Here is a 14,651-nt window from a genome sequence, read left to right as displayed (position 1 = left end):
ATGAGTGCATCGGAAAATGTGCTGATCGGCGGTCGCTGGCGCGCATCGCTCGATCCGCAGGGCAGTTTCCGGGCCGAAGATCCAACGCGCGCCACAGCCATCGGGCCGAGCTTTCCCGTCAGCGGTGCGGAAGATATCGAATCGGCCATCGCATCAGCGCTCGCCGTTGCTGATGAACTCGCTGCGTCACCCGCTGATCGCATTGCCGACTTCCTCGATGCCTACGCGGCAGCGATCGACGCCGACGCCGACACGCTGGTCGCACTGGCACATGCCGAAACTGCCCTGCCGGTCGAACCACGACTGCGCTCGGTGGAATTGCCGCGCGCCAGCGGCCAGCTTCGTCAGGCGGCCAGCGCAGTGCGTCATTACGGTTGGACGGATCCGGTCATCGATACCCAGGCCGGGCTGCGTGCGCACCGCGCGCCGCTCGGCAAACCGGTGCTGATTTTCGGCCCCAACAATTTTCCGTTCGCCTTCAACGCCATCGCAGGCAGCGATTTCGCCTCAGCCATCGCCGCGCGCAATCCGGTAATCGCCAAGGCACATCCTTCCCATCCAGCAACGAGTCAGCGGTTGGCCCAGCTGGCACACATGGCGCTGGTCGATAGCGGCCTGCCTGCGGCGGCCGTGCAGATGCTCTATCACTTCGACAACGCACTCGGCTTGACGCTGGCCGGCGATGCACGACTGGGCGCAATCGGCTTTACCGGCAGCCGCGCTGGCGGATTGGCGCTGAAAGCTGCTGCTGACAAGGCCGGGATACCGGTCTATGCCGAGCTCTCCAGCATCAATCCAGTGTTCCTGCTACCCGGCGTGCTGGCCGAACGCGGCGAAGCGCTGGCGCAGGAATTCTTCGCCTCATGCGTGATGGGCAGCGGCCAGTTCTGCACCAACCCCGGCGTCGTGGTGGTGCCAGCGCAGAGTGATGGTGATGCGTTTGTTGCCGCTGCAACGGCGCACTTCGCCACCGCCACGCCCAGACCGCTGTTTTCCCGCGGTGTGCAGGAGTCACTCAGTCGCGCGGTTGCTGTGCTGCTGGCAGCAGGCGCTGAACTGCTGGCCGGTGGAAACATCGGCGATGGCGACGGTTATCGTCATCAACCGACTCTGCTCAGTGTTGATGCAAACGTATTTATCGCGCACGCCGATGCATTGCAGACCGAGGCCTTTGGGCCGGTCAGCCTGCTCGTACGTGCTGCCGACAGCAGCGTCATGGCGAGCGTCGCCGGCGCTTTTGAAGGTAACCTCACAGGTACGCTCTACCGCGCCGCGAACGGCAGTGATGACCTTGCCTGGTCAGCCATCGCGCCTGTTCTGCGAGGCAAGGTCGGTCGGTTGATTGCCAACAAGATGCCGACCGGCGTGGCGGTCAGTCCCGCGATGAATCACGGTGGCCCGTACCCCAGTACCAGCCACCCGGGCTTTACCTCGGTGGGCATGCCGGCGGCGATTCATCGTTTCACCGCCCTGCACAGCTACGACAACGTCCCCGATGCGCTGTTGCCGATCGAACTGCGCGACCGCAATGTGGCAGGTGTTCAGCGTCGGGTTGACGGCCTCTGGACCGAGCGCGATGTCGGTGACCACGCATGAGCGCGGTGCTGCCTGCGAGTCGACAGATTGGTGGCCTCACGCTCGATGAGGCTGAGGCCACACTCAGTCCCTGGACACAGCGGGCGGCTCCCATTGACGCGGAGGAATATCAACGTCGCCTGGAGCAGGCGCGGCGATTGATGCGCCTGCATGGTGATGAGGCGTTGCTGATTACCGCCGGTCATTCACTGCGTTACTTCACCGGCATACCATGGGGTGCAAGCGAACGCCTGGTTGCCATGCTGCTGACCCTGAAAGGCGATCCGTTTGTACTGTGCCCCGCGTTCGAGGAGGGTTCGTTGCAACACGCGTTGAAGATTCCGGCACAGACACGGCTATGGGAGGAACACGACGATCCCCAGCAATGTGTGGCGGACCTTCTCGCTGCGCATGGTGTTCGCCGACTGGCGCTGGATCCCGCGGCACCGTTTTTGATTTACGAGCGGTTGCGTGCTGTCATCGGTGGTTGCGAGGTGGTTGACGGCAGCCGGGTCGTGGATGGCTGTCGTATGCAGAAATCGGCAGCCGAACTGGCCCTGATGAGCCAGGCCACGGCGATGACCTTGCAGGTGCATCGACTGGCCGCCGGGCTGATGCATGAAGGCATCAGCACCGATGAAATCCGGCGATTCATTGACCGCGCCCACCGCGCGCTGGGCGCCGATGGCGGCTCGACGTTTTGCATCGTGCAATTCGGTCACGCAACCGCTTACCCGCACGGCATACCCGGCGAGCAGCGGCTGAAAGAAAACGAGCTGGTGTTGATCGACACCGGCTGCAGCGTGGAAGGGTATCAATCGGACATCACGCGCACCTACATCTTCGGCCGACCCAGTGTGGCGCAGGCGCGGATCTGGTCACTGGAACAGGCGGCGCAGCGCGCTGCCTTCAAGGCGGTAAGGCCGGGCGTGGCTTGCGGCGAGGTGGACGCCGCCGCACGACGGGTACTCGAGGCAGCGGGTCTGGGTCCGGATTATCGGCTGCCCGGCCTGCCGCATCGAACCGGCCATGGCTGCGGACTCAGCATCCACGAAACACCGTATCTGGTACGTGGCAACGAGACCGCGCTTGCGCCTGGCATGTGTTGCAGCGACGAGCCGATGATCGTGGTACCCGGGGAGTTCGGCATCCGGCTGGAGGATCACTTTTACGTGACCGAAAACGGGGCGTCCTGGTTTACCGCGCCATCGCCCGCCATCGACGAACCCTTTGCCGCAGCCTGATGACGCAGCTAGCCTTCAGCTATCTTCGGCATCACAACTATGCTCAATTCCGCATGGTGCGGAAACAATGTTTTCTATACGCCGCGCCACCTGGCGGCGAGCATGGAAGTCACACCATATCGCCGAATGCCCATGTCATGACTGCCCGGATACCTTGATGCCATTGAAATTGATCTGCTGCGGCCTCGGTCTGCAACTCCTGTTGGGCAGCAACATGGCCATGGCGGCGATGGTGAAAACATCGGTGCAACCGATCGGCCCGTCGTCCGATGCCGCTCATGCGGGCAGCAAGGCAGACAATGCAGGCAAGCGCTTCCATGACCTCTATACCAGCGAGTGGCAATGGCGTCAGCTGCAATTTGCCGGCGCTGACGACGAGGACGGCCCAGCCCAGGCAGCCAGCCACCTGCCCAAGGTCGATGCAGCTACGCAGGCCATACGCGAAAACTACTGGGCCACGGTGCTCAAGACGCTCGACGCGATTCCCCGCAGCCAGCTATCCGACGAGGACCAAGTCAACTACGCCGTCTACAAGCAGCAGATCCAGGTACTGCTGAGCGACCAGCGCTTCAAGACCTGGCAGATGCCGTTCAATAGTGATTCCGGCTTCTGGAGCGACCTGGGTTTTACCGCGCGCGCCACGTATACCAACGCGCAAAGCTACGAGGATTATCTGGGCAAGCTGCGCGACATACCGCGCTACTTCGGCGAACAAACCGCCAATATGCGGCTTGGCCTTGCACGCGGATTCAGCCAGCCGAAAATCATTCTGCAGGGGCGTACCCAGTCGATCAGCAACATCGTCGATGCGCCCGGCGAGAAGAATCTTTTCTACACTCCTTTCAAGCAGATGCCGGCGACCATTCCCGCCGCCGAGCAGGCGAAGCTGCGTGCCGAGGCGCTGGCAACGATCAGCGGTCAGGTGATTCCTGCCTACGCCAAGCTGCTTACCTTCATGCAGAAGGAGTACATCCCGCACGCGCGCACCGATATCGCGGCCGAGGATCTACCTGACGGCAAAGCGTTCTATCGGGCGCAAATCCTCGAATACACCACGCTGGACATGAGTCCCGACGCCATTCACGCGCTGGGCCTGCAGCAGATGGCCATCATCCATCAGCAGATGCTCGATACGATCAAGCAAACCGGCTTCAAGGGCAGCTTCCCCGACTTCCTGCATTTCCTGCGTACCGATCCGCAGTTCTATGCCAAGACCCCGGACGAACTGCTGAAGGACGCGGCGTGGATTGCCAAGCAGGTGGACGGGAAGGTCGGCGACTATATCGGCCGGCTGCCGCGACGTCGCTTTGCGATCGAACCGGTACCGCCCGATCTGGCACCGATTTACACGGGTGGTCGCGGTGGTCCGGGCATCTATCTGGTCAATACCTACAACCTGCCCTCGCGCCCACTGTATTCGCTGCCCGCCCTGACCCTCCACGAGTCCTCGCCAGGTCATGCCCTGCAGATGCCACTCGCTGCAGAAACGACCGGTCTTCCCGACTTTCGCCGCTACAGCTATATCTCGGCCTACGGTGAAGGCTGGGCGCTTTACTGTGAATACCTCGGTCAGGAGATGGGCATCTATCACACGCCGTACGAACAGTTCGGCTATCTCAGCTATCAGGCGTGGCGAGCGGCGCGTCTGGTCGTCGATACCGGCTTGCATCACCTGCACTGGACGCGCCAGCAGGCGCAGGATTATCTGCGCGGGAACACCGCGCTGGCCGACCACGAGATCGAAACCGAAGTGGACCGCTACATCGCCTGGCCGGCGCAGGCGCTGTCCTATTACCTGGGTGAAATGGCCATACGCGACGACCGCACTCGTGCCGAAAAGGCGCTGGGCCAGAAGTTCGATATTCGCGCGTTTCACGACGCTGTGCTGTCCACCGGCTCGGTGCCGCTACCGGTACTCAACGAACGCATTGACCAGTTCATCGCCAACGGCGGCAAGTCGCCTTACACCACGCCATCGCCCTGACCGGTGACACTCACGTCACACCCGGATGACCCTATGCCTCGCCAGGGAAAGTTTCAGAAACAGCTCAGCTTGATCGACCTGACCCTTATCGGGCTTGGCGCCATCTTCGGTTCTGGCTGGCTGTTTTCTGCCAGCCACGTTTCCGCCATCGCCGGACCGGCAGGCATCGTGTCCTGGCTTATCGGTGGAGCTGCCGTGCTGCTGCTCGGCCTGGTCTATTGCGAGCTTGGCGCTGCGTTACCTCGTGCCGGGGGCGTGGTGCGTTATCCGGGATATTCGCACGGGGCTTTGCTTGGTTCGCTGATGGGATTCATCACGCTGATCGCGTTTTCCAGCCTGATCGCGATCGAGACTGTGGCTTGTCGCCAGTATGCCGCCGCCTGGTTTCCCTCTCTGAGCAAGAGCGGCACCGGCGATCCAACCCCGCTGGGCTGGATCGTGCAGTTGGTCCTGCTGACGGTGTTCTTTCTGCTCAACTACTTCAGCGTGAAGACGTTCGCCAAGGCGAACAACATCATCAGCATCTTCAAATTTATCGTCCCGCTGCTGGTGATCATTGTGCTGCTGACGCACTTTCAGCCGCACAACATGCAGGTGCACGGCTTTGCACCGTTTGGCTTTGCCGGTGTGGAGGGCGCCGTTTCCGCCGGCGGCATTATCTTCGCCTATCTCGGACTCACACCGATTATCTCGGTGGCCAGCGAAGTACGTGATCCGCAGCGCACGATTCCCATTGCGCTGATTCTCTCGGTAGTGCTTTCTACCGTCATTTATGTGCTGCTGCAGATCACCTTTCTCGGCAGCATCCCCACCGCCATGCTTGCACACGGCTGGAGTGCCATCGGCACGGAATTCTCGTTGCCGTATCACGATATCGCTCTGGCGCTGGGCATCGGCTGGCTGGCTGTGCTGGTGGTGTCCGATGCCATGATCTCGCCCAGTGGCACCGGCAATATCTACATGAATGCCACACCGCGCGTTATCTATGGCTGGGCGCGCAGCGGCTCATTTTTCAAAGTGTTTACGCGCATTGACAGCCAGTCAGGTATACCGCGGCCGGCGCTATGGCTGACCTTCGGACTGTCCATTTTCTGGACACTGCCGTTCCCCTCATGGGAAGCGCTGATCAGCGTCGTTTCCGCCGCACTGGTGCTGAGCTATGCGGTCGCACCAATCACGGTTGCCGCACTGCGTCGAAGCGCCCCCGGACTGCCCCGTCCTTTCCTCGTGCATGGTTTCGCCGTACTGGGTCCGCTGTCATTTATCGTGGCGGCGCTGATTGTCTACTGGTCGGGATGGACTACCGTGTCATGGCTGCTCGGACTGCAGCTCGGCATGTTCGTCATTTATATTCTTTGCAAGCTCGGCGCGCGCGCCGACCGCAAGCTGCTTGCCAGAGAGGTGTATTCGTCGCTGTGGCTGATCGCTTTCTATGCCTTGATCATCGTCGCCTCTTATCTTGGAACATTTGGCGGAAAAGGCATCATCGGACACCCATGGGACTCTCTGACGGTCACCCTCATTGCCCTGCTCATTTATTACTGGGGTGCCTATACCGGCCTGCCATCTTCCCAGCTGGATCTGGGCAACGAAGACGACGATTAGCAAATCCGCCAGACACCTGCTTTCTGCGTTTGCTGCCGGAGCCGTCGACTGGCGATGCCGCGGATCTCAGCATCTGGCCGTCCATGGCAACATGCCATGGCCTATGCACAAATCCGCATGCCCCGCGAATGAATTCGACAAGATGCAACGCTCATTCGCGTTGCATCATTAATTTTGGGACCGCGCATTTTCATACCTCCAACCTCCCCTCTTGGAGGCGCGAACTCTCCTGTGCGCGGGCCCCTTTTTTGAAGAACGTAATGATTCCGCATCATTCGGTGGAGTATTGAGAACCCATGGATCGTCGACGCTTTCTCCAGGGCCTCGCTGCGACCGGCGCAGCGGTCGGACTTTGCGTTTCCGGGCGCGACCAGATCGCCGACGCATCGCCGTTGCCGGCAGCAGCTGGCAGACCCGTGCCGTCACCGATACGTATCCCTTTGGCCAGTATCTCAACGAGCGGCCACCATGCATGGGGCTCATTCAAGCAGGCCAACCTTGACTGGCAGGTGTTCGAGGATCTCAGCCATCCCGATGGCGAGCTGACGCTCGTATGTGGTGATGTGGCCTGCGTCCTGGGCAAGCGCACAGAACCGTCCTTTGCCGCCGACGGCGCACCCTACTTCGGCATGAAACTGGCGGACATTGCGCTGGCCGGAGCCGACGTGCTGGCCGATTACCTGCTCGCGCACGGCGAGCCCGACGAAACGCAGGTACGCCTGGCTGCACCGCCGGTCGCCTCGCAGCTCAACCCCGAGAACTATTACGGGCGCCTGCCCTGGACGACCTTCATTGGCACGCGGCAATGCGCGGACACGATGCCGGTGTATACCTCCGGGAGCACCCGCACTTATCACTCCGACCAGATATTCGCCGAACTGCACGATCCCAAACGCGTCGCCCGACGCCGCGAAGGCCTGCTGGGCGGCTGGATGCCGGCCGTGCATAAAGTGGTGCCGATCGACGAGGGGCGCTGGTACGACGTATTGGTGTTTGCCGATGTCGATGCTACCGATCGATTCGTGGTGCAGACCTGGCATCGCACTGCACTGGTCGAACACGGCGCGATCAGCAAAGTCTCCTATGGCCACAGCTATCCCAGCTATCCACCGCGGCGACTGCCACCGGAACCGGCAACGTTCTATACGGCCCTGCTGCGTTTTCATGATTACTGGCAGGCCGAACTGAACGGCACCAGCATTGCTTCCATACCCGCGCCAGGTTGGAACGATATGGCGCACTACGCGTTTGCCCGCGAACTGGTAGTGCGCCCCGACGGCACATATCCGAAATATGGCGCCGTGGATCGCGACTACTACGGCAACGAATACGACGGCTTCCAGGACACCTTCACCAGCTCGCTTTACGCCAACCTCGAATGGGGTCGCTTCGAACAGGCTGCCGCCGTACTGGACGAATATTTCAGCGACTTCGTGCAGGCTGACGGCATGATCAACATGCGCGGCGCCGAAACCGCGCAGTTTGGCCTGACGCTGTCGCTGCTGGCGCGCTATTTCAACTACACCGGTGATCGCGCGCTGATTCTGAAGCACAAGGCGAAGATCGAAGCCACCGCGCAGATTTTGCTGGAGCTTCACGACGAGAGCCTGAAGCTTGCCAGCAGTGATCCCGGCTACGGTCTGATCCATGGCTGGAACGAATCCGATGCCTGCCTGTTTCCCGATCCCACGCTTTGGTGGAAACCGTACTACGCCAACAGCGCCATGGCTGCGCGTGGACTGCACGACCTGGCAAACGTGTGGCCGACCTTTGTTGCTGGCGAGGCGAAGGACGCACACGAATGGAAGCGGCGCGCCGACAGCTTGCGCGAACAGACCGTACGCACGCTGCGCGCCAATATTCGTCATGATCTGAAGCCGCCCTATGTTGGGCCGCTACCCGGGGTAAAACTGACCTTCCGTGAATCGCTGGCCAAGGAGAATCCCAGTGAACAGCAATGGCCGCACCGGGCCTACGCCGAGTTGCTGCAAGCCGACGTGCTACCCGATGATCTCGCTCATCTGGTGATCGACTGCATGCGCGGCCACGGCGCCACCAGTATCGGTGTCGTCGCAAATATTGGCCCAGTCGACAAGGACAGTCGCGATATCCTGGGTTTCATTTCCTACGGCTACGCGCAGCAGTTGCTGCGACTCGGGCGTATCGACGAATACCTGCTTTTCCTCTACGCCCATCGCCATCATGCGCATACGCCGGGAAGCTGGACCGCCGGTGAAGTCTCCGACATCAGCGGCGGCATGCCGCTGTTCTGCATACCTGCGCAGATGACCATTCCGCTATTGCTGCGCTGGACCATGGTGTTCGACGACAGCGCTGGAGAAACACTCTATCTGGGTCGAGCGATTCCCCGCACGTGGATGGCCAGTGGCAAATCTGTCGGCATTGAACGCGCGCCAACGCGCTGGGGCAACGTCAGCTTCCGGTTACAGATCACGGGTAGCAATGTCATCGAAGGCGAATTGACCCTGCCTGATGGCAGCAGCCCCAAAGACACGTGGCTGAGCTTGCGCGTGCCCGCTGGCAAACGTCTGATCGAAGTGCATCTGGATGGCGTTGCCTCAGATGCCGCCGAACACCGGGACGCTGCCATTCGCATACGCGGCAAGCCCGGTCAGCGCATCGAGGTGCGCGCCCGCTTCGTCTGACACGTCACCTCTCCATGCCCGGTCGCCATGCCTGATACGGCAGCAGCGTGCGGTTTCCATTTTTCGGTTTCAGAAAACCGCACAGCGTGTCTCCCAGCAAGATCGTCGCCATGGCTATCGGGTTGGCGATAACTCGTTTCGATGACCACAACATACAGACGCCACGATCATCGCAGACGGCCATATCCCGCACGGTTTCTGCCAACAAGAAATACGTATCTCCAGCGTATCGTTACAGCCGCTCGCAAAAACTATGCGGAATTCCGCATTCAACTCCCCCAAATGACACAAGACGCGACGCCTGTGTGACGGCACGATGAAATTGACTATCGAGGGTAGTCAATGAATGCGCTACATCTTGACCAGAGATGGCGCGGCGCAGATTCGGGGAGTGGCATGCACGACAACATCGACCAACGCAGGAGGTTTATCAAAGGCGCCGCAGCCATGCTTGCCTCTGCTGTGGTCGTACCAGCGACGCGCGCCTTCACTCCCGATGTAGCTGACCCCAACACCACCGTCGCCGCGACAGCAATAGCATCACGCGAAAAGCCCGTGCAAAGCATGCACGACTTTCCGTTGAACCAGGTGCGGCTACTTGATGGGGATTTCGCCACCGCAGCAGCAGCCAATTTGCGCTATCTGCACAGCCTGCCCGTCGACAGGCTCGCCCGAAGCTTTCAATTACAAGCCGGACGGCCCTCCAGTGCGGTAGCGCTGGGCGGCTGGGAAAAACCCGATTGCGAATTGCGCGGCCACTTCAGCGGCGGCCACTATCTGTCCGCGGTAGCGCTCGCCTACGCCAGCCAGGGCGATGAAGTGCTCAAGGCGCGGGGCGACGAGCTGGTTTCGCTGCTGGCAGCGTGCCAACAGTCCAACGGTTATCTGAGCGCCTTCCCGGAAAGCTTTTTCGATCGCCTCAGCAGCGGCCAGAAAGTCTGGGCACCGTTCTACACCATCCACAAGATTCAGGCCGGCATGCTCGACATGTACCGGCACGCCGGCAATCAGCAGGCGCTGGCCGTGGCCACCGGCATCGGAAACTGGACAGTGCGCTGGCTCAACGGTTTCTCCGATGCCGAACTCGCGCATATCCTGAAAACCGAGTACGGCGGCATGAACGACTCGATGTACGAGTTGTATGCGATTACCGGCAACGGCCGCTATATGGATGCCGCACATCGCTTCGATCAAGTCTCTCTTTTTGATCCGCTAGCGGCACATCGGGATGAACTTCAAGGGCTGCACAGCAATACCCAGATTCCCAAGATCATCGGCGCAGCACGCCGCTACGAATTGACCGGCGACCCTCGCTATCGGCGCATCGTGGAATTCTTTTGGGAAACGGTAACCACCCAGCGCCGCTATGCCACCGGTGGCTCCAGCAACGATGAGTTCTGGAAAACCGGCCCCGGTGATCTGAAAGGCCAGCTGGGCCTCTACGCCGCCGAGTGCTGCGTGGCCTACAACCTGCTCAAACTCACTCGTCACGTCTACGCCTGGAACGGTGACCCGCGCGCCTTCGACTACTACGAGCGCACGCTCTACAACGCGCGCCTTGGCACACAAGATGCCGATGGCATGAAGCTTTACTACTATCCGTTGCAGCCTGGCGCCAACAAGTTCTACAACTCGCCCACCGATTCCTTTTGGTGCTGCACCGGTTCCGGTGCCGAAGAGTTTGCCCGCTTCAATGACAGCATCTATTTTCACGAGGGGCAGGACCTTTACGTCAACCTGTTCATCGCCTCCGAATTGAGCTGGCCGCAGGAGCAGTTGACGCTGCGCCAGGAAACGATATTTCCGCGCGAGCCATTGACGCGCTTTACGCTGGGCCTGACAGCGCCGACACATCGCGCGATCCATTTGCGTATCCCCGAATGGATCGGGCCGGATGCCGCCGTGCGCGTGAACGGCGAAACGCTTGGCGTGTTCGCTTCGGCGGGAAGCTATCTGACTTTGCGCCGCGAATGGCGAAACGGCGATCGCATCGAGCTCGATTTACCGATGCAACTTCATAGCGAAGCGTTGCCCGGTGATGACGATCAGCGCGCGATGCTTTACGGACCACTGGTACTCGCTGCGCGACTAGGCAGTTCAGGGCTGACGCACGCAATGCAGTACTGCGGCTATGACGCTGCACCGAATCCCGAACCGAAGGCACAGCCTGCGCCGGAGATTTTTGCCAGCGCGACGCAGGACATGAACTGGGTACGCGTGCTCTCGACGAGTGAGCTGCGTTTCGAAGCAACAACCCGTCAAGGCACTTTGACCGTCGCGCCGCTGAATGAAATTCATGCTGAGCGCTATGCGGTTTACTGGAAATTCCAGGATGCATCGAGCGCTGATGTCTAGCGATTGAAGAATCCTTTCGGTCGTCATAAAGACGGCCAAATGAAAATCGACGAAGTGGAGCGCTCAGGCGCAACTCATCGTCCACGTCATGACAGGGTATCGCTGGCGATCACTCGCTGCGCCTGATGGACAACGTGAAATCTTCATGCCCGTCGTTCCGAAATTCGGGGCGTTACGGCGGAGCATGCATGGATGCAAAACCGTGTCGCCGAATCTACCGATCCAGGCATGCGTCCCCCAAGCCAGTCACCCATTTACCCATTCAAGTGAGGACATCATGCTCAATGTATCTACCATCCTGAACGACCATCCGCCATGTCGACGCCCCTCGCTAATCGCGTATGCGGTGCGGACCGCTCTCGCCGTTGGATTGATGGGTAGCGTCGCCCTGCACGCTCAAGACACGAGTACCACGCAAGACAGCAACGATGCCACCAAGAGCGGCACCAAGAATCTTGACGCCGTGACAGTCACTGGTTCGCTGATCCGTCGAGTGGATACCGAAACCTCCAATCCCGTCGTGACGATTGACAGCGCACAGATCGCTGCCAGTGGCAAACCAACCGTCGGCGATTTGATTCAGCAACTGCCGTCGATGGCCGGCAATGCCACCAATCCAGGCATCGACAACGGCGGCGGCACAGGAGCATCGACAGTGTCCTTGCGAGGCCTCGGCTCCAACCGCACGCTGATTCTGGTCAACGGTCATCGTCTGGCCTACGACGACGTCAACATCATTCCCTCATACATGATCGATCGTATCGAGGTACTGAGCGATGGCGCCTCGTCGGTGTATGGCTCCGACGCGATCGGTGGTGTCGTCAACTTCATCCTGAAGGATCACTACAAGGGCGTGCAGCTGACCAGCGACTACGGCATCAGCTCGCATGGTGATGGCAACCGGCGCAACTTCAGCGCGATGGGCGGCATCTCCGGCGACCGCTGGAACCTGCTGGTCGGCGCCAGTCAACAGAGCCAGAACAGCATTTCCTCCAGCGACCGCAGCTTTTCCAAGTATGCGCTTGCTCTGAATAACGGCAGTGTGGTGCACCTGGGTTCGTCAGCCACACCCACGGGTCTGGTCGAGAATGCCAACGGCACCTATGTGACGCTCAACAGCGGCGTAACTGGCGCCACCACGCTGGCCGACTACCACACGTATACCTCGGCTGATTCGTACAACTACCAGCCGTACAACCTGGTCGAGACGCCGCAGGAGCGCACCAACCTATCGTTGGTCGGCGACTTCAAGATCACGCCAAATGTCGATGCCTACGCCAACGTCTTCTACAACAAGACCTCGTCGTCCTCGATCATTGCGCCGGTGCCGATCTTCGCCAACTCCGACGATTTCTTTGTCTCCAAGAACAGCTACTACAATCCCTTCGGTGTCAATTTCGGTACCGACCGCAGCACCGGAGAAAGCTATAACGACCTCAACACGCGCCTGACCTCACTGGGCAATCGCGATTTCGCCAGCCAGACCTATAACCTGCAGGTGACGCCTGGCATCAAGGGCAATTTTGGCGATAGTAGCTGGCAGTGGAATGCCGATATCAACTACGCCAAGGTCAAGCAGAAGACCGAAAACGAAGGCTTTATCGATTACGCAGGTCTTGAGGAGGCGATCGGACCCTCGTTCAAGGATACCGATGGTGTAGTCAAGTGCGGATCCGCCGGCAACGTGATTTCCGGCTGCACGCCGATCAATATTTTCAACATCAACGATCCCACGACAATTGCTGCGCTGAAGAAACTGATCGTCAATCCGGTCACCGAATACAGCTATACGATGAAGCAAGCCGAGGTCAGCGCCAACGGCGAATTGTTCAATCTTCCCGCCGGCCCGGTAAGTCTGGCCGCAGGTTTCTCGTATCGCAAGGAATCGCAGTCCGATACCACCGACACGCCGATTGCCACCGCCATCAGCGACGGCGACTACGCTGGCCTGTGCGGCGTGGTGGAAGACTGCGGCACAGTGCTCAGCGGCAGCTACAACGTCAAGGAGGCCTACGTCGAAACACTGATTCCGGTGTTGTCGCAGAAGCCGTTCTTCTATTCGCTGAACGTCGATATCGGTTCGCGCTACTCCGATTACAGCGTGTCGGGGTCGACCACCAACAGCAAGGTCGCGCTCGAGTGGCGCCCAGTCGCCGATCTGTTGCTACGCGGCACAGTTTCGCAAGTGTTCCGCGCACCCAATATCAGCGAACTCTATTCGGGAACGTCGGGCGGCGCCTATGCTGCAACCGACATCTGCGATGGCTATACCGGCGGTCATGCCGCCGCCTGCGCCAACGTTCCCACCGACGGCAGCTTCCAGCAGAACAACGCACAGCTGGGTGTCAAGAGCTCGGGTTCGGTGGCTGCCGGCTACGACCTCAAGCCCGAATACGGCAAGTCGTTCGACTTCGGCCTTGTCTACGATCCTCATTGGCTTCCGGGTCTGTCGTTCAGTGCCGATGTCTGGCGCATCAACCTCAACGACACCATCGTCGATGGCCTCGATCCCAGTACGATTCTCAACGAGTGCTACTACAGCGAAAAACTCTGCAGCCTGATCCATCGCGCCGGCAACGGGCAGATCACCTACATCAATCTGCCGACCGTCAACCTTGGGCAGACGGCCGCCAAGGGTATTGACTCAACGATCCAGTACAGCTTCGCCACCGATACTTATGGCAAGTTTGCGGTCAGCCTCAACAGCACCTACACGGCGCGCTACGACGTCGATACCGCGCCGGGCGATTCCAGTGTGGCAGTCACTCACTGCGCCGGTTCGTATTGCTCGGTGTACGGCGAGTTCCCTCGCTGGCGCGGCCTGGGTACGCTCAACTGGAAACTCGGCAACTGGGGCGCCAGCTGGACGATGCGTTATATCGGCCGTACCCGGGTAGGCAGCGACGATCTCTCCGAGGGCTATTCGGCCGACGAAAGCATTCCGGGTGTCGAACACAAGATCGGTGCCTATACGTACAACAACGTTTCGGCGAGCTACGACTTCACCAAGTATCACACCACCCTGTCGGCGGGCATCGACAATCTTGCCGACAAGACGCCGCCACTGTTCTATCAATGGGGCAGCAACTCCAATACGGATGCCTATACCTACGACCAGATCGGCCGTTACTACTGGGTGCGTGCCACAGTTACGTTCTAACTCTGCAGCAGATGGCCGGCGCAAGCGCCGGCCATCAAGGACTACTGATGGTTTTTACCCCC

The 14,651-nt window shown here is 60.1% G+C and carries 8 protein-coding genes; 7 read left to right on the top strand and 1 reads right to left on the bottom strand.

Annotated elements, in window-relative coordinates; all coding sequences use genetic code 11:
- From HDE79_RS18595 to HDE79_RS18575, 5 genes are all read left to right on the top strand, one after another.
- The gene (locus HDE79_RS18595; RefSeq protein WP_184604247.1) at positions 1 to 1,596 is read left to right on the top strand and encodes an aldehyde dehydrogenase family protein; all 1,596 of its coding nucleotides are present in this window, start codon (positions 1 to 3) and stop codon (positions 1,594 to 1,596) included.
- Entirely contained in the window at positions 1,593 to 2,819 is a 1,227-nt protein-coding gene (locus HDE79_RS18590; RefSeq protein ID WP_184604245.1) for a Xaa-Pro peptidase family protein, read from the top strand. Before HDE79_RS18595 ends, HDE79_RS18590 begins: the two co-directional genes overlap by 4 nt.
- A 220-nt stretch (positions 2,820 to 3,039) precedes the next feature.
- A complete protein-coding gene (locus tag HDE79_RS18585) occupies positions 3,040 to 4,803 on the top strand; it encodes a DUF885 family protein (RefSeq protein ID WP_255488511.1) in 1,764 nt (587 codons plus the stop codon).
- Between the two features lie 33 nt (positions 4,804 to 4,836).
- Entirely contained in the window at positions 4,837 to 6,408 is a 1,572-nt protein-coding gene (locus HDE79_RS18580) for an APC family permease (protein ID WP_184604244.1), read from the top strand.
- A 296-nt stretch (positions 6,409 to 6,704) separates the two neighbouring features.
- Positions 6,705 to 9,074, top strand: a complete 2,370-nt coding sequence (locus HDE79_RS18575; protein WP_184604242.1) for a twin-arginine translocation signal domain-containing protein — start codon at positions 6,705 to 6,707, stop codon at positions 9,072 to 9,074.
- A 4-nt stretch (positions 9,075 to 9,078) separates the two neighbouring features.
- Here HDE79_RS18575 and HDE79_RS18570 read toward each other — a convergent pair whose 3' ends face one another.
- Complete coding sequence (locus HDE79_RS18570) at positions 9,079 to 9,279, bottom strand: hypothetical protein (RefSeq protein ID WP_184604240.1); 201 nt, start codon at positions 9,277 to 9,279, stop codon at positions 9,079 to 9,081.
- A 242-nt stretch (positions 9,280 to 9,521) separates the two neighbouring features.
- Here HDE79_RS18570 and HDE79_RS18565 point away from each other — a divergent pair, with 242 nt between their 5' ends.
- Positions 9,522 to 11,429, top strand: a complete 1,908-nt coding sequence (locus HDE79_RS18565) for a glycoside hydrolase family 127 protein (RefSeq protein ID WP_184604239.1) — start codon at positions 9,522 to 9,524, stop codon at positions 11,427 to 11,429.
- Positions 11,430 to 11,706: 277 nt separating this feature from the next.
- A complete protein-coding gene (locus HDE79_RS18560) occupies positions 11,707 to 14,589 on the top strand; it encodes a TonB-dependent receptor (RefSeq protein WP_184604237.1) in 2,883 nt (960 codons plus the stop codon).
- The last annotated feature ends 62 nt before the right edge of the window (positions 14,590 to 14,651 follow it).

It is taken from the genome of Rhodanobacter sp. MP1X3 (assembly GCF_014207165.1).
Taxonomy (GTDB): domain Bacteria; phylum Pseudomonadota; class Gammaproteobacteria; order Xanthomonadales; family Rhodanobacteraceae; genus Rhodanobacter.
Note: the sequence above shows the minus strand (reverse complement) of the source record. Positions and strands in the feature narration are given on the sequence as shown.

Coding starts and splice junctions, on each gene's coding strand:
- HDE79_RS18590 (WP_184604245.1), top strand. CDS start 1,593: ATGAGCGCGGTGCTGCCTGCGAGTCGACAGATTGGTGGCCTCACGCTC.
- HDE79_RS18565 (WP_184604239.1), top strand. CDS start 9,522: ATGCTTGCCTCTGCTGTGGTCGTACCAGCGACGCGCGCCTTCACTCCC.
- HDE79_RS18560 (WP_184604237.1), top strand. CDS start 11,707: ATGCTCAATGTATCTACCATCCTGAACGACCATCCGCCATGTCGACGC.
- HDE79_RS18595 (WP_184604247.1), top strand. CDS start 1: ATGAGTGCATCGGAAAATGTGCTGATCGGCGGTCGCTGGCGCGCATCG.
- HDE79_RS18585 (WP_255488511.1), top strand. CDS start 3,040: ATGGCGGCGATGGTGAAAACATCGGTGCAACCGATCGGCCCGTCGTCC.
- HDE79_RS18575 (WP_184604242.1), top strand. CDS start 6,705: ATGGATCGTCGACGCTTTCTCCAGGGCCTCGCTGCGACCGGCGCAGCG.
- HDE79_RS18580 (WP_184604244.1), top strand. CDS start 4,837: ATGCCTCGCCAGGGAAAGTTTCAGAAACAGCTCAGCTTGATCGACCTG.